The 19,751-nt window shown below is 43.5% G+C and carries 15 protein-coding genes, 3 pseudogenes and 1 riboswitch; of the genes and pseudogenes, 4 read left to right on the top strand and 14 right to left on the bottom strand.

Annotated elements, in window-relative coordinates:
* Window positions 1-84: 84 nt before the first annotated feature.
* The 4 genes from efp to J7E37_RS01570 all read right to left on the bottom strand — a co-directional run bounded on the left by efp (window position 85) and on the right by J7E37_RS01570 (window position 2,770).
* Window positions 85-642, bottom strand: a complete 558-nt coding sequence (gene efp / locus J7E37_RS01585; protein ID WP_214778391.1) for an elongation factor P — start codon at window positions 640-642, stop codon at window positions 85-87.
* 21 nt (window positions 643-663) lie between these two features.
* Window positions 664-1,725: a M24 family metallopeptidase gene (locus tag J7E37_RS01580; protein WP_214778389.1), complete on the bottom strand. Its 1,062-nt coding sequence runs from the start codon at window positions 1,723-1,725 to the stop codon at window positions 664-666.
* Between the two features lie 4 nt (window positions 1,726-1,729).
* Complete coding sequence (aroQ, locus tag J7E37_RS01575; RefSeq protein ID WP_214778387.1) at window positions 1,730-2,176, bottom strand: type II 3-dehydroquinate dehydratase; 447 nt, start codon at window positions 2,174-2,176, stop codon at window positions 1,730-1,732.
* Between the two features lie 78 nt (window positions 2,177-2,254).
* On the bottom strand, window positions 2,255-2,770 hold the full coding sequence (locus J7E37_RS01570; RefSeq protein ID WP_214778385.1) for a YqhR family membrane protein: 516 nt from the start codon (window positions 2,768-2,770) through the stop codon (window positions 2,255-2,257).
* Between the two features lie 295 nt (window positions 2,771-3,065).
* On the opposite strand from J7E37_RS01570, the gene J7E37_RS01565 reads away from it, so the two are divergent.
* Entirely contained in the window at window positions 3,066-3,434 is a 369-nt protein-coding gene (locus tag J7E37_RS01565) for an SA1362 family protein (RefSeq protein WP_251009389.1), read from the top strand.
* A 44-nt stretch (window positions 3,435-3,478) separates the two neighbouring features.
* On the opposite strand, the gene J7E37_RS01560 is transcribed toward J7E37_RS01565, so the two are convergent.
* The 7 genes and pseudogenes from J7E37_RS01560 to J7E37_RS01530 all read right to left on the bottom strand — a co-directional run bounded on the left by J7E37_RS01560 (window position 3,479) and on the right by J7E37_RS01530 (window position 10,933).
* On the bottom strand, window positions 3,479-4,363 hold the full coding sequence (locus tag J7E37_RS01560) for a patatin-like phospholipase family protein (RefSeq protein WP_214778383.1): 885 nt from the start codon (window positions 4,361-4,363) through the stop codon (window positions 3,479-3,481).
* Window positions 4,364-4,454: 91 nt separating this feature from the next.
* Window positions 4,455-5,483, bottom strand: coding sequence for a spore photoproduct lyase (gene splB / locus J7E37_RS01555; protein WP_214778381.1), 1,029 nt, complete (start codon window positions 5,481-5,483; stop codon window positions 4,455-4,457).
* A 317-nt stretch (window positions 5,484-5,800) separates the two neighbouring features.
* A pseudogene (locus tag J7E37_RS01550) lies at window positions 5,801-6,919 on the bottom strand (vitamin B12-dependent ribonucleotide reductase); the annotation flags it as partial.
* A gap of 252 nt (window positions 6,920-7,171) precedes the next feature.
* A pseudogene (locus J7E37_RS01545) lies at window positions 7,172-7,789 on the bottom strand (vitamin B12-dependent ribonucleotide reductase); the annotation flags it as partial.
* Between the two features lie 275 nt (window positions 7,790-8,064).
* Window positions 8,065-8,847: an HNH endonuclease gene (locus J7E37_RS01540; RefSeq protein WP_214778374.1), complete on the bottom strand. Its 783-nt coding sequence runs from the start codon at window positions 8,845-8,847 to the stop codon at window positions 8,065-8,067.
* 75 nt (window positions 8,848-8,922) lie between these two features.
* Window positions 8,923-9,741 (bottom strand): annotated as a pseudogene (locus J7E37_RS01535) (ribonucleotide reductase N-terminal alpha domain-containing protein); the annotation flags it as partial.
* A 355-nt stretch (window positions 9,742-10,096) separates the two neighbouring features.
* Window positions 10,097-10,933, bottom strand: coding sequence for a lipoate--protein ligase family protein (locus J7E37_RS01530; RefSeq protein WP_215022005.1), 837 nt, complete (start codon window positions 10,931-10,933; stop codon window positions 10,097-10,099).
* 237 nt (window positions 10,934-11,170) lie between these two features.
* On the opposite strand from J7E37_RS01530, the gene J7E37_RS01525 reads away from it, so the two are divergent.
* Window positions 11,171-11,491 carry a rhodanese-like domain-containing protein gene (locus tag J7E37_RS01525; protein ID WP_214778715.1) on the top strand — a complete coding sequence of 107 codons (321 nt, stop codon included), beginning with the start codon at window positions 11,171-11,173 and terminating at the stop codon, window positions 11,489-11,491.
* Between the two features lie 1,396 nt (window positions 11,492-12,887).
* On the opposite strand, the gene gcvPB is transcribed toward J7E37_RS01525, so the two are convergent.
* The 3 genes from gcvPB to gcvT are packed head-to-tail and all read right to left on the bottom strand — an operon-like array spanning window position 12,888 to window position 16,819.
* On the bottom strand, window positions 12,888-14,351 hold the full coding sequence (gene gcvPB, locus J7E37_RS01520) for an aminomethyl-transferring glycine dehydrogenase subunit GcvPB (RefSeq protein ID WP_215022002.1): 1,464 nt from the start codon (window positions 14,349-14,351) through the stop codon (window positions 12,888-12,890).
* Complete coding sequence (gcvPA, locus tag J7E37_RS01515; protein WP_215022000.1) at window positions 14,344-15,690, bottom strand: aminomethyl-transferring glycine dehydrogenase subunit GcvPA; 1,347 nt, start codon at window positions 15,688-15,690, stop codon at window positions 14,344-14,346. The genes gcvPB and gcvPA overlap by 8 nt, the downstream gene beginning before the upstream one ends.
* 22 nt (window positions 15,691-15,712) lie before the next feature.
* Window positions 15,713-16,819, bottom strand: a complete 1,107-nt coding sequence (gcvT, locus tag J7E37_RS01510) for a glycine cleavage system aminomethyltransferase GcvT (RefSeq protein WP_215021998.1) — start codon at window positions 16,817-16,819, stop codon at window positions 15,713-15,715.
* 195 nt (window positions 16,820-17,014) lie between these two features.
* Window positions 17,015-17,103, bottom strand: a riboswitch (glycine riboswitch).
* A gap of 175 nt (window positions 17,104-17,278) precedes the next feature.
* Here gcvT and J7E37_RS01505 point away from each other — a divergent pair.
* Both J7E37_RS01505 and J7E37_RS01500 read left to right on the top strand, forming a co-directional pair.
* A complete protein-coding gene (locus J7E37_RS01505) occupies window positions 17,279-18,967 on the top strand; it encodes a DEAD/DEAH box helicase (RefSeq protein WP_215021996.1) in 1,689 nt (562 codons plus the stop codon).
* Entirely contained in the window at window positions 18,945-19,733 is a 789-nt protein-coding gene (locus J7E37_RS01500; RefSeq protein ID WP_215021993.1) for a YqhG family protein, read from the top strand. Before J7E37_RS01505 ends, J7E37_RS01500 begins: the two co-directional genes overlap by 23 nt.
* The last annotated feature ends 18 nt before the right edge of the window (window positions 19,734-19,751 follow it).

Genomic DNA, 19,751 nt, shown 5'->3' with positions numbered 1-19,751 from the left:
ATCACGTTAAAATCGGCTTTAGGATTTTAACAACAATCTTTACGAAAACATAAAAAAAACCTGCTTTTCAGCAGGTTTTTTTTATTAAGCACGTGATACATAAGATGCATCTGTTGTGTTGATAACAAGTCTGTCACCCTGGTTTATGAAGAAAGGAACCTGAACTGTAAGACCAGTTTCCAATGTCGCAGACTTAGTACCGCCAGAAGAAGTGTCACCTTTAATGCCAGGTTCTGTTTCTGTTACTTCCAATTCAACAGTGTTTGGAAGCTCGACACCAAGAGTTTCATGGCCGAATTGCATGATGTATACTTCCATGTTTTCCTTAAGGAATTTCAACTCATATTCAATAGAAGTGCCTGGCAATTCTATTTGCTCGTAAGACTCATTGTCCATGAATACGTGTTGGTCGCCGCTTGCATATAGGTATTGCATTTTTCGGTTCTCGATTTGGGCTTTTGCTACTTTCTCACCGGCGCGGAACGTTTTTTCCTGAATCGCTCCAGTACGAAGGTTGCGAAGCTTTGAGCGAACAAACGCAGCTCCTTTTCCTGGCTTAACGTGTTGGAAATCAAGTACACGCCAGATGCCATTGTCCACTTCAATTGTCAAACCTGTACGGAAATCATTAACTGAAATCATTATTTGTCCTCCTAATGTGTCCTATAATATGATGAGTTCCTTAGTAGAATGTGTCAGTGACTCATTATGGTCATTTGTTATAACAGTATCGTCCTCTATTCTTACACCGCCAAGTCCAGCTATGTAGATCCCTGGCTCAACAGTCACAACCATACCAGTTTCAAGAACGGTATCGGAACGGAAAGACAGACCTGGTCCTTCGTGTACTTCGAGTCCGATTCCATGGCCTGTAGAGTGGCCAAAATACTCTCCGTACCCTTTTTCAGTAATAAAGTTCCGGGTAAGAGCATCAGCTTCCCTGCCTGTCATGCCCGGCTTAATGCCTGCCATTCCGCGAAGCTGGGCTTCTAAGACGATATCATAGATTTCCCTAAGCTTGTCTGAAGGGCTGCCTACGGCTAATGTGCGGGTAATATCCGATACATACCCATTATAATAGGCACCATAATCAAGGGTTACGAAATCTCCTGTTTCGATCACCTTGTCACTTGCTACTCCGTGCGGAAGTGCTGAACGATAGCCTGAAGCTACAATAATATCGAATGAAGAGGATGTTGCTCCCTGTTTTCTCATAAAGAATTCCAGTTCATTGGATACTTCCAGCTCTGTCCTGCCCGGACGGATAAACTCAAGTATATGTGTAAACGCAGCATCTGCGATGGCTGCTGCTTCCTTTAATATCTTAATCTCTGAATCAGTCTTAATCAAGCGTAACTTTTCAATTTCGCCTGATACAGGCACTAATTCTGCTTCCACGCCTTTATCAAAGGTTTTATAAGCAGAATATGTAACATGATTTTCTTCAAATCCAAGCTTTTTGATCCCCAAATTTTTAGCCTGCTCTGCAACCTCGTCCTGAATCAGCCCTTTATGCAGGACAACTTCATAGCCTTCACATTGTTTCGCAGCCTGCTCAGTGTACCTGAAGTCCGTAATGAATAATGCTTTTTCGGCACTGATCAGCACCATGCCTGCAGAACCAGTGAACCCAGTCATATATCTGCGGTTGTAATCACTGGTGACCAGCATTCCATCGATTCCGAGTCTTTGAAAGCTCTCACGTAATTTTTGAATTTTCTCCATAAACCTATTCCTCCCCTTTTGCACCTCTTTTGAATGCTTCAAGCGCCAATTCATAGCCAAGAAAGCCTAGACCGGCAATCTGCCCAGCAGATACTGGAGCAATCACCGACTTGTGCCTGAATTCCTCTCTTTGATAAACATTTGAAATATGTACTTCGATAACGGGACAATCAATTCCTGCAATCGCATCCCTGATACCATAACTATAATGCGTGAAAGCCCCGGGGTTAAAAATAATGCCATCTATATCAGTGTCTTCTGCCTCATGGAGTTTGTCAATCAGTTCTCCTTCATGATTCGATTGAAAGCAAATAACCTCAACCTGGCTTTTTGCTCCCAGCTGGATCATCCGTTCTTCCAGATCCTTCAAAGTTCTGGCACCGTATATCCCTGGTTCTCTTTTTCCCAAACGATTCAAATTTGGACCGTTGAGCATAAGTATTTTTTTCATGGCAGGCTCCCGTAAAAAAAGAATGTTCAATAAGAACATTCTATCATAATTGATTTCCTTAAAACTACCTTGAGAGCCTTAAGAGGTAACTTCCTCCTGATTTTTCTCACTGTTGCGATTTTCATTTTCCTCATATGATATTGAATAACCAACAAACACACCATACAGAACATAAAAGCAAATCGATGTAATTAACGTATTCCTTGACAGGTCCCAGAATGGTTTAATTCCAGGAAACAGCGGATTGAGAACATAAAAAACAAGGAAGAACAGCACCAGGCCAAATGCTGCACCAGCCCAAATGGATTTTAGCTTTCTCATTGCTGCATAGTATACAAGTGCTGCGCCAGTTGAAAAAAGACCAATCGCAATAATGGATATTACTGTACCCAGCCATTGCTCCTTCCAATCTCCCAAAGCCCATGGCTCAAGGATGACATTTGGACGGATTTCTGTAAAGTTGAAAATATAAGCTAAATAGGCAAGCGAACTCCAAAAAATCCCTCCAAATAACCCGGTGATTATGCTCATCGTGATGAAAGACATTGGTTTTTCCCTTTGATTTTGTTCAAGGTTTTCATGATTTTCTGCCATTAGTTGCACCTCCACCGTTAGTATGTCCCGGACGGACCAATCAATTGCACTTCAGGAAAAATTGTTCAGGAAGGAACCTTCATATAGAGGTTTGTGCTAATTTTTAGTAAAATGAAACTAACAGAACAAGTGGACCGAATAATCATGAAAATGCAAATCGCTCGTTTAAAGCACTTTTAAAAAGGAAAAAGTAGCAGGAGAAGAGTATAAAATCGGAGAATTTGTATAAAGTAATCGTTGGCAAGTTTAAAAGCGGGAAAAATTGCTCATGATGCTAGTAGGGAGGTGGCTTTCATTGAATCGTGCTTCTAAGTATATTGTTTCAGGACTGATCGTTCTTGCAATCTTTGGTTTTGCCTTTCAGTTATTTACCGATCCTTTAAGTATCCTTATCATGCTTGCAACAATCGCCCTGGTTGGTGCCTTGATTTATTTCCTCGTGACCCGCTTGACAAGTTCAAGCTCAGGACGGCAACACCAGCGTGCATTTCAAAAAGCAGCAAAGCGGTCTAAAAAACGGTTCCAGACAAAAGACACTAATGTCTCCTCTAAACGTTCAAAAATAAGGTCGCTCGCATCCGCGCGCAACAAAAAGAAGGATGCGTCACATTTAACGGTCATAGACGGTAAAAAGGGCAGGAAAAAAAATCGGGCTTCGTTCTAAGCTCGATTTTTGTGTTTTATTAAGGCTCTTTTCGTAGCTATTCATTAATAACACCAGGATTTAAAAAACTTCTCCGCGCTCTTTTGGCCCAGATCGATCAATTCATGTTTCTTTTCATTCGAAAGCTGGAATTCAGTAGTCAAGTTGCCTTCTGTAGGAATGAAAATGATATTTTTTTCATGTTTCCTCGAGATATACCGGGAGTCATGGGCATCCTTCATCGTTTCAAACAAAGCTTCGAACATTTGAAGTGCGTTCTTGATTTTGTTGGTGGGCTGCTGGATCAAATTCTGGCTGAGCTTGATACCAAGTACAGGCCGGACTTTTTTCACATTATCCTTATCAAATAACCACATCGGGAAATTGCTTAACACTCCCCCATCCACTACAATATTAGATCCGACCCTGTCACGCAGCTTCACTGGTTCGAAGAAGAATGGGAGACTGCAGCTCATCCTGATTGCTTTTGCTACAGGAAAAGTCATTGGATCAACACCATACATCGGAAGATCATCTGGCAGGATTAACAGTCTTCCGTTGGTGAGGTCTGACGCAATGATCCTTAATGAATCCGGGGCGAGGTCACCAAAAGTGCGCAGACCCCTGGCAGCAAGCTTTTCACCTATCCAGCGCTCCAATTCGTCCCCTTTATAGAGTCCCAGCCGCCAGTATACAAAAAGCCATTTCGTCAAGGCTGATGGGATGATCGTTTTCCTAGAGTCGAGAAATTTTTTCAGGTCTAGATCATCCAAGATACCGGCCATTTCAGCGCTGGTATATCCAGCTGCAAGCAAGCCAGCAATCAATGAACCCGCACTGGTCCCTGCGACCCGCTTAAAACGGAACCCCCGCTCCTCAATTGCCGCACAGGCACCTACCAATGCTAATCCTTTAATTCCTCCGCCGGAAAAAACGCCGTCAATATACATATGAGCCACTCCCGTCGATGTAATCCCACCTTTACATCTTTAAGCGCTTCATTTGTAAATTAGTACGGCGTACAAGTTAAAAAATTTGTATTTATGTGAAATATTGAATCTCTGCTTCTGGAAAAAACGAATGGATATATCCCCGAATCGTTTCTTCAAGATCCTTCGCTTCATCCTTCTGGTAGACGTACTTACCAATGCCGTAACGTCCCCATTTATATTTTCGTTTTTCTTCATCCATCTCAAGCTTGGATTTAGGATATCTTTTTTGGATCACATTTTTAGCCGGCTTTGTAAAACGGTGCTGGATGAGCTCAAAGCTTAAGCCTGTCAGGTCGATTCCTTCAAGGGAATTGCTGAGTCTCTCAAATAATTCGTGATAGCCCTCTCTCCAGCCTTCATGGATATAAATTGGCGCAACGATGAAGCCAAGCGGGTATCCGGCTTTTGCCACCTTTCTGGCTGCCTCCAGTCTTTCATCAAAGGATGATGTTCCAGGTTCAAAGTTTTTTATCACATAGCGGGCATTGACGCTGAAACGGAACCTTGTTTTGCCATTATGCTTTGCATCGAGAAGGTGATCGACATGATGGTACTTTGTTACAAACCTTAATTGCCCATATTCCGACTCTCCGAAAAATTCGATTGTTTTCTTTAATGCGTGGGTTAAATGGTCAATCCCGACGATATCCGATGTACAGGCAGCTTCAAACCTGGTGATTTCCGGTTTTCTTTCGTCCATGTACTTTTGCGCCTGATCGAAAATTTCATCGAGATTTACATACGTGCGAATATACGGCTTGCTTCCAAGCGTCGTCTGCAAATAACAGTAATGGCAATGGCCCATGCATCCGGTAGCAAGCGGGATGGCATATTCGGCAGACGGCTTGGAGGTATCGAATTTCAACGTTTTCCTGATACCGACAACGAGAGTTGATTTAGCATTGCGGTACTGCTGGAGTTCATTATCACCGGGGATGCCGCGCACCTGGTTATGCGAAGTGGTCTCCCGGATTTCAAGATCCATCTTCTCGAACTTTTCCTTCAGTTCACGTCCAAGCGGGTATTCTAGAGCCCTGGGTTCAATGTATACAAGCTGTGGTACAAAAGCTTTCATCATTCAATTCCTCATTTCATTCCATTTGTCAGTATAGTTAGTATGGGCAGAAATAAAAAAAGAGGATGGAAAAAATATTTCCATCCTGTACTGTAACTGTACCTATACATTTATTTGGGTTAGAGGAGAGATGGCTCTGTTGATTTCCGTTCCAGTCGCTTCGCTTTCCGCGGGGCTGGCAGTGAGCCTCCTCATCACCGTTGGCGCCTGCGGGATCTCGCCTGTCCAGCTGATCCCGCAGGAGTCTACGCGACTTCCACTCCAATCAACAGGTCTTCAACATGAATCCATTTTATCTACGCAAGGACCCATCCTAATTTTTATAGTCCACACTTTAACTGTGCGTTACAGTTTGTGCATGTGTTGCAGCCGCCGATTTCTTTTACTTCACCTTTGCGGCAGACAGGACATGTATTGCCGACTTCAGAGCCAATCGTTACGTTGGTAGAACGTAATTCATTAATCGTGTCGACAAGTACCACATGCTGCTTTTGCTTTTCTTTCTTGTCGATTTCCTCTTCCATCGTGTTTTCTTCGGCTTTGAGCGTCAGTACCTGTGAATCTCGGGAGCCGTCTACATAAACGGTACCGCCCTTCGCTCCGCCTTTATACAAGCGCTCATATACCTTTTCAACCTGCTCTACACTGTAGCCCTTCGGCGCGTTGACCGTCTTGCTGATCGAGCTGTCAATCCAGCGCTGGATGACACATTGAACATCAGCGTGTGCTTCAGGCGCCAATTCCATCGCTGAGACGAACCAATTCGGCAGGTTCTCTGGATCAGCATCCGGATTGCGATCAAGATATTCCTGAACGATGTCCGCTTTCACTTCAATAAACTTGCCAAGACGGCCGCTTCGGAAGTAGGAGAAGCTGAAGTAAGGCTCAAGTCCTGTTGACACGCCAACCATGGTACCAGTTGATCCCGTCGGAGCAACAGTCAGCAAGTGTGAGTTGCGAATTCCGTTTTCAAGGATTGACTCGCGAATATCTTCAGGCATTTTTTTCATGAAACCAGTGTTCGTGAATGCCTGGCGAAGTCTGTTAGTTTCTTCTTCAGTACCGCCTTGAAGGAATGGGAAGCTTCCTTTTTCCTTTCCAAGTTCAACAGATGCACGGTAAGCCGAAGTCGCAATTGTTTCAAATACTTTGTCAACAAGCTGGTTTCCTTCTTCTGAACCATATTCTGTTTCACAGTAGATCAGAAGGTCATGAAGTCCCATGACACCAAGACCGACACGGCGTTCACCTAAAGCTTGTCTTTTATTATCTTCAAGGAAGTAAGGAGTCGCATCGATGACATTGTCCTGCATACGCACGCCAACTTCTACAGTACGCTTCAATTTTTCAAAGTTAACTGTCTTTGTATCCTTGTCCGCCATTTCCGCAAGGTTAACAGCAGCGAGGTTGCAGACAGAATTTGGTGCGAGAGGCTGTTCCATTTTGTTATCCTAAAGGCTTTTTATCCCTTAGTTCTAACGGTTCGTTTCCCGTTAGTTCAGCATATCTTTTCAATGCTTTGTGGCATTGTTGCGGCCTCGTGGATGGATTATATTCTGCTCTCACAGGTTCACCATCTATGCGTTGCCCCTGACCTGGTTTTTAACCAAGGCCTTCGGTTCGGATTCCCATCGCAGGGTTCCCGCTTCATTCCGCAATTTTTAACGTGAGGCAAACTAAGCTGCTCTACCACACGGGTTTGTCGCTACTACCTTCTGTCCATATGCCTGTGCGTTCGTCATATCATTGGCATTGTCGATGAAGAAAATGCCTGGTTCTGCTGAGTATGTCGCACAGATATTAATCAAGTTCCATAATTCTTTTGCTTTGATTTTTCTATAGGTGCGCACTTTGTATCCGAGCTCTTCCCACTCGCGGACGTCACCGATTTTATGCCATTCTTCGTTGTAAACCTTCATTGTCTCAGCATCATAGCTTTCAACATCAGGGAAACGAAGTTCATAATCTGAATCATTTTCAACTGCGTCCATGAAATCCTTTGTCAGAGTGACTGAAATATTTGCACCGGTAAGGAATTCTGAGTTATGGACGGTATAGGTTCCCCCTGTTGCAAGCTTTTCTTCAGCCGCTTTGATGATATCTGCGCTGAATCCGCCGTAACCTGGGATGCTCTTATAGTTAACGATTCCCTGGTACATTGCTTCTTCCTGCAAAGTCAGCGGTGTGAATTTCAACTTTTCCTTCGCCAGTTTCTTGATTGAGTCATCGTTGGTGCTTTCAATCAGGAAGCGAAGGATTCTTGGGTTTTGCATTTTGGAAATGATGAATTCTACAATGTCAGGATGCCACGTACCTACCGTTCCTTTCGGAATATTTCGCTGCTTTGCAGCCGGACTAGACTATATCATCACCCTCAGCATGGTCTGTTAGGGGTCGGGCGCTTGTGAGAGTTTATTGTTGGGACTCACTCTCTAGTCGTTGAACCTTCGCCATTACCTTTGCCCAATGACGCTTGGCTGCAGATTGTCCAATGCAAGCAATTTTTAGGCCCTCACGCTCACCGTTTCCAGTCACGTTGTGGCTTGCCTGCCTCTAAGGAGTTCCCTGCAATTCACCCGATTTTCTAATCGTTCATTTTCTGAACGACGCGGACTAATGCATCTATAAAGTTACTTTCTTTACCATAAGTTTTTTCATGACAGTTTCTACAGAGTGTGATTCCATTGTTTAAAAGAAATTGTTTTTCAGGGAAAGGCTTTTTGGGATAAATATGGTGAGCAGCAATATCTCTTGAACTCGAGTTACAACCAGGCATCTTGCACCTAAAGTTATCCCGAGTATATACTTTTTTACGCCATTCCTTATAGAGTGCAGAATCAGTTATATCAATTGTTTCCACTCTATTTTCTTTCAGGTAATTCTTATAACATGTATAAGTACAAAAGCTTTTACCTGAACTAGATAATCCTGAGCGTACCCTTTCAGTAGTTTGTCCACACTGAAAGCATTCAAAGTATACACGTTTCTTTATCCTAGTCGACTTTATTTTCTCTATGGAGGCTGGGGTATGTTTCGTTCCTCTCCTCGGAGCACCTTTATCAATTTCATCATGGCCCCTTAGCTCCCATCCAAAGAAAAGAATTCGATCTAAAATTGTTGTATAACTTACCCCTAGTTCATTAGCAAGTACAGTATATCCCTTTCTTTTAACAATGTATTCCTCATAGAGCCAATCACGATTATCGTATATCTCATTGCCTAGTTTGATTGGCTTTTTTCTAATACCAAATCTTCTAAGCTTTGATTTAATTGTCGTAATTGGCAGCCCTGTTTCTTCAGCTATCTCTTTTAAACTCATTTTGTCGTGAATATACTTTTGATAAAGAAATTCTCTGGTCAGATTCATGAAACGCCCTCCTTATAACGAACGTTTGTTCTCATGTTAATCTTACCAATTTTAACTTAGAATGTCATTTAGTTAATCCGCCAGCATGATCATCTGTGCACCACGTCTTGACCCGCCCTGCTCTACTAAATGCGTCAGCTTGGCAATGTCATCAAGCCATGAGACCGAACCGGATGATTTTCCGTTTACGCCCTTGGCAAGTGTGTTGCGCGGTCTTAGTGTCGAACCGTTCGTTCCTACTCCGCCGCCGCGGCTCATGATTTCCATTACCTGTTTGCGGTGCTCAGAAATTCCTTCGCGTGAATCTTGTACGAATGGCATAACATAGCAGTTGAAGTAGGTTACATCTGTTTCCGCGCCTGCTCCGTAAAGAACACGGCCTGCCGGGATGAAATTCATCGAGACTAACTCTTGGTAGAACTTCTCGAACCACTCCTGGCGCTTTTCTTCTGTTTTTTCAACGGCTGCAAGCCCTGTGGCATTCCGTTTCGCGATTTGCTCGTAAAATACTTCCAGCGGCTTTTCAATAACGTCCAGTGAACGTTTGATCACCCCGGTCGAAGCTTCTTCAGGATCATCAAGCACCCCGCGGAATTCTTCGTCTACAAGCACTTTGGCTGTTTTGTTCTCCCAATCAATATCTAGTATGAATCCAAGTCCACGAGCAGGAAATTTTGGATCCTCTTTGATTGTGAGAACGACGAAATCACCATTTGATAGGGTAATTTTTTCAGTGTCTTTAAAAGTATAGCGGTCCAGCATGACTAATCGGGAAACGCCTTTGTGTGTAAGTTTCATGTCAGATGTAATCGGGTGAACCTGCGGGAACAGCTTAATATCCTTGTTCAGGCTTTCTACATCCAGGCTCATTTTTTGTCCAATAGTTACAGACATTTCTACAACTCCTTCTAAGGTTTTAAATCTTTTCTCTAATGTATTACTAGAAGTATGTAATTCTAGCTGCATTTTTGAATTACCCTTACGTTATCATAACGAAACATCAAAAATCAATATATAGTGTATTTTAAATTTTCGACAACACTATATATGGTGTTTAGGTCAAGTAATAAAGATTTTGTCAAACATGAAAACTATTAAAAAATCGAGTTATTTAGAGAGAACGATAGAATATCTCCAGTAAATGATAAAAAACAACAAATTTCGAGGGTTGCACTTTTTCTAATTATCAAAAGCCTAGAAAATACTGGATAAAAACAAAAAAAGCGGGTCATCCGCTTTTTAAATTTTTTTATCTTTTAAAATTCCACTCATCAGATTCGTACTTATTTCTGGCCAGCTCATTTACATAAATCAGCTCTTCATCACTTAAAGTGTATGGCTCCAAAATAATTCCCAGGCCATCCTCAAAACCTTCCTTGAATGCTTTTTTCGCTTCTTCTAGATTTATTTTACGGCTGCTGATCTCATTGATCGCTACTGCCTTAGTCTTGAAGGCTCGCTGCATTCTCTCTTTGACTCTGTCATTCGGATACTTGAATAAGCTGAAAAGTTTATCCTCATCCAAATCGAGCAAAATGGAACCATGCTGAAGAATAACCCCTTTTTGCCGGGTCTGGGCGCTGCCGGCCACTTTACGTCCTTCAACAACAAGCTCATACCAGCTTGGTGCATCAAAACAAACTGCAGACCGAGGGTTTTTTAACGCTTCTTTATCAGCAGAAGTTTTCGGTACAGCAAAATAAGCTTCGAGACCTAACTTCTGGAAACCCTGTAATATGCCTTCAGATATTACCCTATAAGCTTCTGTTACTGTCTTTGGCATTTCTGGATGATCTTCAGTAACGATTACGCTATATGTAAGTTCATGTTCATGCAGAACGCCCCGTCCGCCAGTAGGTCTCCTTACAAAACCAAGACCATGCTGCTTCACAGCCTCCATATCAATTTCTCTTTCAATCTTTTGGAAATAGCCAACTGAAAGTGTCGCCGGGTTCCATCCATAAAAACGGACCACTGGAGGAATTTTTCCTGCACCATGCCAATCAAGCAAGGCCTCATCAAGTGCCATATTGAAGGAAGGTGAACAGTCTCCTGAATCAATAAATCCCCATACCTCTTTATTCATACAAATTTAACCCCATTTTAAAAATAGTATAAAGCTAAGATTTTTTTAGTCTAACAAAATAAATTTCAAAAGCAAAGCAAGTTGATTTAAAGAAATTTACTAATTTCCTTTGCTCTCTGACATGAAGGCTTATATAATTATAAGTGGCTCAGCTAAGCTTGAAAGGAGAAATATGTTTTGGATACACTTATCTTTTTAATCGTCCTGACAGTTGCGGTAATTCTATACTCTGTGTTTATGTATTTCCGCCAGAAGAAAATCCTCAAGACCCTGTCAGAGGAAGAATTCAAAGCTGGTTATCGTAAAGCGCAATTGATTGATGTCCGTGAACCTAATGAATTCGCCGGTGGACACATTTTAGGCGCCAGAAATATCCCGCTCACCCAACTTAAGACTCGCCTGAAGGAAATCAGGCCGGACAAGCCTGTCTACCTTTATTGCCAGAGCGGTTCCCGCAGCGGACGTGCTGCCCAGCTGCTATACAAAAAAGGCTATAAGGACCTTAATCATCTACAAGGCGGCTTCAAAAAATGGGGCGGCAAAGTTAAAGCTAAATAAGCATTCTTTCCATAAAATTACCCCTCAGCATGACTGCTGGGGGGTTTAGCTTTTCATTTCATAAAACAGATCGACTGCCTTCTGCCAGAACCAAGCAGAAGTCAACCTGGTTCAGACAAAATCTCGGCTTCTCCTCTTATTTTTGTCCGAACTCACACCAGGTTCAGACAAAATCTCGGCTTCTCCTCTAATTTTTGTCCGAAGTCTCATCAAGTTCAGACAAATTCTCAGCTTCTCCTCTTATTTTTGTCCGAAGTCACACCAGGTTCAGACAAAATCTCGGCTTCTCCTCTCAATTTTGTCCGAAGTCACACCAGGTTCGGACAAAATTTCAGCTTCTCCTCTTATTTTTGTCCGAACTCACATCAGGTTCAGACAAAATCTCGGCTTCTCCTCTAATTTTTGTCCGAAGTCTCATCAAGTTCAGACAAATTCTCAGCTTCTCCTCTTATTTTTGTCCGAAGTCACACCAGGTTCGGACAAAATTTCGGCTTCTCCTCTCAATTTTGTCCGAAGTCACATCAAGTTCAGACAAAATCTCAGCTTCTCCTCTTATTTTTGTCCGAAGTCACATCAGGTTCAGACAAAATCTCGGCTTCTCCTCTCAATTTTGTCCGAAGTCACACCAGGTTCGGACAAAATTTCAGCTTCTCCTCTTATTTTTGTCCGAAGTCACACCAGGTTCAGACAAAATCTCGGCTTCTCCTCTTATTTTTGTCCGAAGTCACATCAAGTTCAGACAAAATCTCGGCTTCTCCTCTTATTTTTGTCCGAAGTCACACCAGGTTCGGACAAAATTTCGGCTTCTCCTCTTATTTTTGTCCGAAGTCACATCAGGTTCAGACAAAATCTCGGCTTCTCCTCTTATTTTTGTCCGAAGTCACATCAGGTTCAGACAAAATCTCGGCTTCTCCTCTTATTTTTGTCCGAACTCACACCAGGTTCGGACAAAATTTCAGCTTCTCCTCTTATTTTTGTCCGAACTCACACCAGGTTCGGACAAAATTTCAGCTTCTCCTCTTATTTTTGTCCGAACTCACACCAGGTTCGGACAAAATTTCGGCTTCTCCTCTTATTTTTGTCCGAACTCACACCAGGTTCGGACAAAATTTCAGCTTCTCCTCTTATTTTTGTCCGAACTCACACCAGGTTCGGACAAAATTTCGGCTTCTCCTCTCAATTTTGTCCGAAGTCACATCAAGTTCAGACAAAATCTCGGCTTCTCCTCTCAATTTTGTCCGAAGTCACATCAAGTTCAGACAAAATTTCAGCTTCTCCTCTGAATTTTTCATATTTCACACCGGTTTCGGACTCGCAGTATTTTCCGAGGTCATTCCGTGTTCATAACTAAAAAACAAAGTCCTGCCAATAACAAACCGGCAGGACTTCTATCGTTCTATTCAGCTTTCTGGTAGCGCAGGATTGGCTTCCTTGCAGCTGTTGTTTCATCCATACGGCCTACTACTGTGGAGTGCGGCGCTTCCTGGACGATTTCTGGATTCTCTTCTGCTTCTCGAGCAATTTGGATCATCGCGTCGATAAAAGCATCGAGTGTTTCCTTCGATTCTGTTTCTGTCGGCTCGATCATGATCGCTTCTTCTACATTCAATGGGAAGTAGATTGTTGGCGGATGATAGCCGAAATCAAGCAGGCGTTTTGCGATGTCCAATGTGCGGACGCCAAGCTTCTTCTGACGCTTGCCGCTTAGGACGAATTCGTGCTTGCAATGTCTGTTGAAAGGCAGGTCATAGTACTCTGAAAGTCTTCTCATCATATAGTTCGCGTTTAGCACAGCATACTCCGTAACAGCTTTCAAACCATCTGGACCCATTGTGCGGATATACGTATAAGCACGGACATTGATGCCGAAGTTGCCGTAGAAAGGCTTCACCCTTCCGATTGACTGCGGACGGTCATAATCAAACTTATAAACGCCTTCCTGCTTTGTCACGATTGGCTTTGGCAGGAATGGAATCAAATCAGCTTTTACACCGACTGGGCCTGAACCAGGTCCGCCGCCGCCGTGAGGGCCTGTGAATGTCTTATGAAGGTTCAAGTGAACAACATCGAAGCCCATATCTCCAGGGCGTGCCTTGGACATAACAGCATTCAAGTTCGCTCCATCATAGTAAAGCTTTCCGCCTGCACCGTGGACAATTTCAGCCATCTCGAGAATGTTTTCTTCGAATAAGCCAAGTGTGTTCGGGTTCGTCAGCATCAGTGCCGCTGTATCTTCCCCGACAACCTTCTTAAGGTCTTCTAAATCAACCAGACCGTTTTCATCTGACTTTACAGTGATCGTTTCAAAACCAGCTACTGTTGCTGAAGCTGGATTGGTTCCGTGCGCCGAGTCAGGAACAATAACTTTCGTACGGTTGAGATCGCCGTTTGCTTCATGATAAGCACGGATCATCATCAAGCCCGTCCATTCACCGTGTGCACCGGCTGCCGGCTGAAGGGTAACTTCATCCATACCAGTGATTTCAATCAGGTGTTCCTGCAGATCGTACATCAATTCAAGAGCACCCTGGACAGAGCTTTCATCCTGCAATGGATGCAAATGGGCAAAGCCGTTGAATCGCGCCACATTTTCATTCATCTTAGGATTGTATTTCATCGTACATGATCCAAGCGGATAGAACCCGGAATCTACACCGTGGTTGCGCTTCGACAATGCTGTGTAATGGCGCATGATATCAAGCTCGGAAGCCTCAGGTAGTTCTGGCTCCTCTTCACGGAGGAATCCCTCAGGCAAAAGCTCTGATAAATCGGTTTCCGGAACATCCATCTCCGGAAGGCTGTAGCCGACACGGCCTGATGTGCTTAATTCAAAAATGAGTGGCTGATCTTCCTTATGCATTGATATCCCCCATTTCCTTTAAAAACGTATCGATTTCTTCTTTTGTTCTTAACTCCGTTACAGCAACAAGCATATGGTTTCCGAGGCTGGAATCATCACGCCCTAGGTCATACCCGCCGATGATGCCCTTTTCAAGCAGCTTTTGGTTCACTTCTTTTACCGGTTTATTCAGCTTGACGACGAACTCATTGAAGGTAGGTCCTTCGAATGCGATTTCAAATCCGTTCTCTTTGAAAGCCTTTTTCGCATAATGAGCTTTCTGGATATTGGCAACAGCCATTTCACGAACGCCTTTTTTGCCGAGGGCTGTCATCGCCACTGAGGCAGCAAGTGCATTCAAAGCCTGGTTCGAACAAATATTGGATGTCGCTTTATCACGGCGGATGTGCTGTTCCCTTGCCTGAAGCGTCAATACGAATCCGCGGCGTCCCTGATCATCCTTCGTCTGGCCGACAAGTCTGCCCGGAACCTTTCTCATGAGCTTTCCAGAAACAGCGAAGTATCCGCAGTGAGGACCGCCGAATGCTGTCGGGATCCCGAATGGCTGGGCGTCTCCGGTAACGATATCAGCTCCGAACTTACCTGGAGGCGTCAATGCACCCAATGAAAGAGGGTTGCTGGATACGACGAACAATGATTTATTTTCATGTACGATTTCTTCGATTTCCTTCATCTGCTCAATGCCGCCGAAGAAGTTTGGATACTGGACAATAACAGCAGCGATTTCTTCACTAGCCATATCCTTAAGTGCTTCAAGGTCAGTGACTCCATCCTTGTGAGGCACTTCCACGACATCGATGTACTGGCCCTTTGCATAGGCCCTGACTACATCCTTGTATTCTGGGTGCACAGCACTTGAAATCAACACTTTCTTTCTTCTCGTATGGCCTGCGCTAAGCATCGCAGCTTCAGCCAACGCTGTGCCGCCGTCATACATTGATGAATTGGCTACTTCCATGCCAGTCAGTTCACAGATCATCGTTTGGAATTCAAAGATTGCCTGAAGTTCACCCTGTGAAATCTCAGGTTGATATGGTGTATAAGCAGTGTAAAACTCTGAACGCGAAAGGACATGGTCAACGATTACGGGAATGTAATGATCGTAGACACCTGCGCCGATAAATGAAGAATACATTTTCAAATCAGCATTTTTCGAAGCCATCTGTGCCAGTTCTTTCATCAGTGCTGTTTCAGACTTGGCTGGTTTAATGTTGTACTCTCCGGCAAAACGGACTTTTTCAGGAATATCGCTGAACAATTCATCGATCGATGAAACGCCGATGCTTTCCAACATTGCGTTTTTATCACTTTCAGTCAGCGGTAAATAGCGATGCTTCATAACTTTTTCCCCTCTCCGGCTTTTACTTTTTATCTCTTTTATAAAAAGGTGTAGCTGAAACGGCAGCTTTTAAGCGCTTGCCGCGGATTTCAACTTCCACTTCATTACCTAACTCAGTTTCTTTTGCATCAATCAGCGCAAGCCCGATATTTTTCTTGAGCGTCGGGGATTGCGTGCCTGTAGTGACTTCACCAATCTGAGTGTCCCCTTTATAAACTGGGTACCCATGGCGGGGGATTCCGCGGTCAATCATCTCGATGCCGACAAGCTTTCTAGGCAGGCCATCTTCTTTTTGCTGCTTGAGTGCTTCTTTTCCAATGAAGTCTGCTTCTTTATTCAGCTTTACAGCGAAGCCAATCCCAGCTTCAAGCGGGCTGATTTCTGATGAAAGTTCCTGGCCGTACAATGCCAGATTCGCTTCAAAACGCAATGTATCCCTGGCACCAAGGCCGCACGGGATGACTCCCTCTTCTTTGCCTGCTTCAAGGATTTCCTTCCAAAGGCTTACAGCATCCCCGGAATCGCAATAGATTTCGAATCCATCTTCACCTGTATATCCTGTCCGCGATACAAGCGCTTTCTTTCCGTTCAGGTTGACTTCTTCGCTGAACTTGAAGAAACCGATTGTGCTCAGGTCATGATCCTTTGCAAGCTTCTGAAGGACTTCCTCAGCAAGCGGGCCCTGTAACGCCAGCTGCGCCATGCCTTCTGACAGGTTCTCGATTTTCACATTGCCTTCAAGATGGTCCTCCATCCAATCAAAATCTTTTTCGATATTGGAGGCATTCACAACAAGCAGGTAATGCTCATCCTCAAGTTTATAAACCAACAAATCATCAACAGTGCCCCCGGTCTCATAACACATAGCCGTATATTGGGCTCCGCCGTTTTTGAGTTTTGAAACATCATTCGTCATCATCTTTTGTAGATAGTCCAGACTATCGGGGCCTTTAACCTCTATTTCTCCCATGTGAGAAACATCGAATAGACCAGCTTTTGTCCTAACTGCTTCATGCTCTTCCTTAATGCTTGAAAACTGGACAGGCAGCTCCCAGCCCCCAAAATCAACCGTTTTTCCACCGTATTCCTTGTATACTTCAAATAGCGGTGTCCGTTTTAATTCAGTCATTATGTATCCCCCTTCGTCCTATAGCTAAAAAATCAGTTTGCGTCGTGTCTGATGAGGCAATTGCGATTGAACCCACAAAAAAGGACAGAGCACCCCCTCTGAATCTGAGAAGGTCTCTGTCCTTTCACCTGAAAGTTTACCTGTAAAGGCTTTCCCCTTTGGTGGCTCCCACTAAAAAAGCGCTCTCCAGAGATGCGTCAAACAAGAGTTCTTTTGCCTGAGAGATTCACAAAGTCTGCTTGCTCCTTCGGCGCTACTAAAGTAGTCTCTCCCCTTGTTGTCATCCGCATTTATATTATTTTCACAATTGGGCATGCTAGACGTTATTACACATGTCTGCAAAACTGACTATTTAAGACTATAAAATGACAAATTTCAAAACATTCAAAAGCTAACTTCATCCTACCATTAGAAAGCTAATTTCGGCAATATATTTATACTTTAAAAGAGGTGGATAAAATGACCGTGCAAATCAACTTTGATTCTTCCTGGCAGGACGAAATGGCTGAGAGAATTGATAATGACGGACCGTGGGGAAATTGGGAGCTGTACAAGCTTGCCGTGGAGATAGAAAAACATACCATCATACCGGAATTTGAGGGTCTTCAGGCACCGGCGCATCTTCCTGAACTTACCCCTCTGCCGCATCAGCTGGAGGTAGCGAAGCAGGTCGTTGAAAACATGAATGGAAAAGCCATACTTGCCGATGAGGTGGGCTTAGGAAAAACGATCGAGGCAGGTTTGATTTTAAAAGAATATATGATCAGGGGCCTGGTCAAAAAAGTATTGATCCTTGTGCCTGCTTCCCTTGTTTCACAGTGGGCCATGGAGCTGAATACAAAATTCCATATCCCCGCCATTGCCCAGAAGAAAAGCTATGTATGGGAGCAATGCGATGTTGTCGTATCTTCAATCGACACAGCGAAACGGGCGCCTCACAGGGATATCATCAACAACTTAAATTATGACCTTATCATAATTGATGAAGCTCACAAGCTAAAAAATAACAAAACAAAAAACTATGAATTTGTCCAAAATCTCAAGAAGAGATTTTGTCTTTTGCTGACAGCCACTCCGATACAAAATCGGATTGAAGAAATTTTCAACCTTGTATCACTTTTGAAACCAGGTCATCTGGGCTCTGAAACGGCTTTTTTTGATAAATATAAAAAGGACGCCAGGTCAGTAAATGATGACGAACACCTTAAAGAGCTGGTCAATAAAGTAATGATTCGCAACAGGCGCTCTGATACTGGCATCGAATGGACGAAGCGCCAAGTAGAAACCATCCCTATTCAGTTCTCCGATCAAGAACGGGTACTGTACGATTCAATTCAATCATTAAGAGGTTCCGAAAGTGGTCTCAGCTCCAGTCAATTCTCTTTAATGACGCTTCAGCGGGAAGCTTGCAGCAGCAGGGAAGCAGTTTTCTACACTCTCAGAAACATGCTTCAAAGACAGGAGAATCCCTCAGTCGGTTTACAGAATACAATTGCACAGCTAATTAAACGTGTTGAGGCAGTAACAAAGAATTCCAAGGCTGAAAAAGCGCTTGAATTAATCAAGCAGATTGATGACAAGGTCATCATCTTTACCGAATACAGGGCCACCCAGCTATATCTTCAATGGTTCCTTAAGCAGCATGGCATCACTTCTGTGCCGTTCCGGGGAGGATTCAAACGCGGCAAAAAGGATTGGATGAGGGAACTGTTCCAAAAGAATGTCCAGGTCCTGATCGCAACAGAGGCAGGAGGCGAAGGGATTAACCTGCAATTCTGCAGCCACATCATCAACTTTGACCTGCCCTGGAATCCGATGAGGCTTGAACAGAGAATCGGAAGGATTCACCGCCTCGGCCAGGAGAAGGATGTAAAAATATACAATTTCGCGACAAAAGATACAGTCGAGGAACATGTACTGAAGCTGCTTTACGAAAAGATCAATCTGTTCGAGAAAGTCATCGGTGAACTGGATGATATCCTGACAAAATTGGAGTTTGGCAATATCGAGGACCATTTGACCGATATTTTTGGAAAGTCGGCATCTGAAGGCGAAATTCGGATCAAAATGGAAAACCTGACGTCGATGATCCAGTTCGCAGAGGAAATGAAGGAGGGAAATCAGCGTGCAGCAACAGGAAATCCATAACTTTCTCGAAAAATATTTCACTGCAAATAACTGTGAATTGCTTGAAAATGACAAGGGGTATATGACAATCCAGCTGACGATCGATCTTGACAAGGAGCTGATGAACCGCCCGTTCTACTGGCATTATCTTGAGAAGACAGGCGGCGTTCCCAATCCGATGAAGCTGACCTTGATCACCAATAAACAGCAGGCGCCAGACGATATGAAAGGTGAGGTCATTCACTTTGGCTCACCGCGGCTTCATCAAATCTTTGCATCGACTAAAAACCTCGCCGGTTATATCCGGTTATATCAAAATAATCAATTTCCTGCCCAGACACCGCTTATACCCTGGATAGGGCTGAATATGAAAATATCGTATCAATGTGACAGAAAACGCGATGTTTTCCATTCAATCGGGCTGCAGCTGATCAATGGAAGGATGGAAGAAGACTTTCATGATAAATTATTGAAGCTTCCATTGAGTACAAAAATACCAGACTACGCCTATACACTTTCTCCATTAATCAAGCCAAAAAGCGGCGTTAACAGAATCCAGTCTTTTTTGAATGCAAGGGTTGAACAAGAGGACCATACCTGGGCAGAAGAGGCAAGAAAACGCTGGCAGAAGGATTTGCAATTGCTGCATCATTTCTATGAGAACGAAGAAGAGGAATCTGATAGCTATAAAACCGAAAAAGCTGCATTACAGGAACAATATGAACCAAAAATAAAAATCGAAATCGTCAACGGCGGATTGTTTTATTTAACAGAAAGTGCTTTATGATTTTGTACAAAAAACAAA

The organism is Bacillus sp. ISL-39 (genome assembly GCF_018613295.1).
GTDB lineage: Bacteria > Bacillota > Bacilli > Bacillales > Cytobacillaceae > Mesobacillus.
Note: the sequence above shows the minus strand (reverse complement) of the source record. Positions and strands in the feature narration are given on the sequence as shown.

Excerpts from the sequence above, each read along its gene's own strand:
- efp (WP_214778391.1), bottom strand. The coding sequence starts at position 642 with ATGATTTCAGTTAATGATTTCCGTACAGGTTTGACAATTGAAGTGGAC.
- J7E37_RS01580 (WP_214778389.1), bottom strand. The coding sequence starts at position 1,725 with ATGGAGAAAATTCAAAAATTACGTGAGAGCTTTCAAAGACTCGGAATC.
- aroQ (WP_214778387.1), bottom strand. The coding sequence starts at position 2,176 with ATGAAAAAAATACTTATGCTCAACGGTCCAAATTTGAATCGTTTGGGA.
- J7E37_RS01570 (WP_214778385.1), bottom strand. The coding sequence starts at position 2,770 with ATGGCAGAAAATCATGAAAACCTTGAACAAAATCAAAGGGAAAAACCA.
- J7E37_RS01560 (WP_214778383.1), bottom strand. The coding sequence starts at position 4,363 with ATGTATATTGACGGCGTTTTTTCCGGCGGAGGAATTAAAGGATTAGCA.
- splB (WP_214778381.1), bottom strand. The coding sequence starts at position 5,483 with ATGATGAAAGCTTTTGTACCACAGCTTGTATACATTGAACCCAGGGCT.
- J7E37_RS01540 (WP_214778374.1), bottom strand. The coding sequence starts at position 8,847 with ATGAATCTGACCAGAGAATTTCTTTATCAAAAGTATATTCACGACAAA.
- J7E37_RS01530 (WP_215022005.1), bottom strand. The coding sequence starts at position 10,933 with ATGAATAAAGAGGTATGGGGATTTATTGATTCAGGAGACTGTTCACCT.
- J7E37_RS01525 (WP_214778715.1), top strand. The coding sequence starts at position 11,171 with ATGTATTTCCGCCAGAAGAAAATCCTCAAGACCCTGTCAGAGGAAGAA.
- gcvPB (WP_215022002.1), bottom strand. The coding sequence starts at position 14,351 with ATGCATAAGGAAGATCAGCCACTCATTTTTGAATTAAGCACATCAGGC.
- gcvPA (WP_215022000.1), bottom strand. The coding sequence starts at position 15,690 with ATGAAGCATCGCTATTTACCGCTGACTGAAAGTGATAAAAACGCAATG.
- gcvT (WP_215021998.1), bottom strand. The coding sequence starts at position 16,819 with ATGACTGAATTAAAACGGACACCGCTATTTGAAGTATACAAGGAATAC.
- J7E37_RS01505 (WP_215021996.1), top strand. The coding sequence starts at position 17,279 with ATGACCGTGCAAATCAACTTTGATTCTTCCTGGCAGGACGAAATGGCT.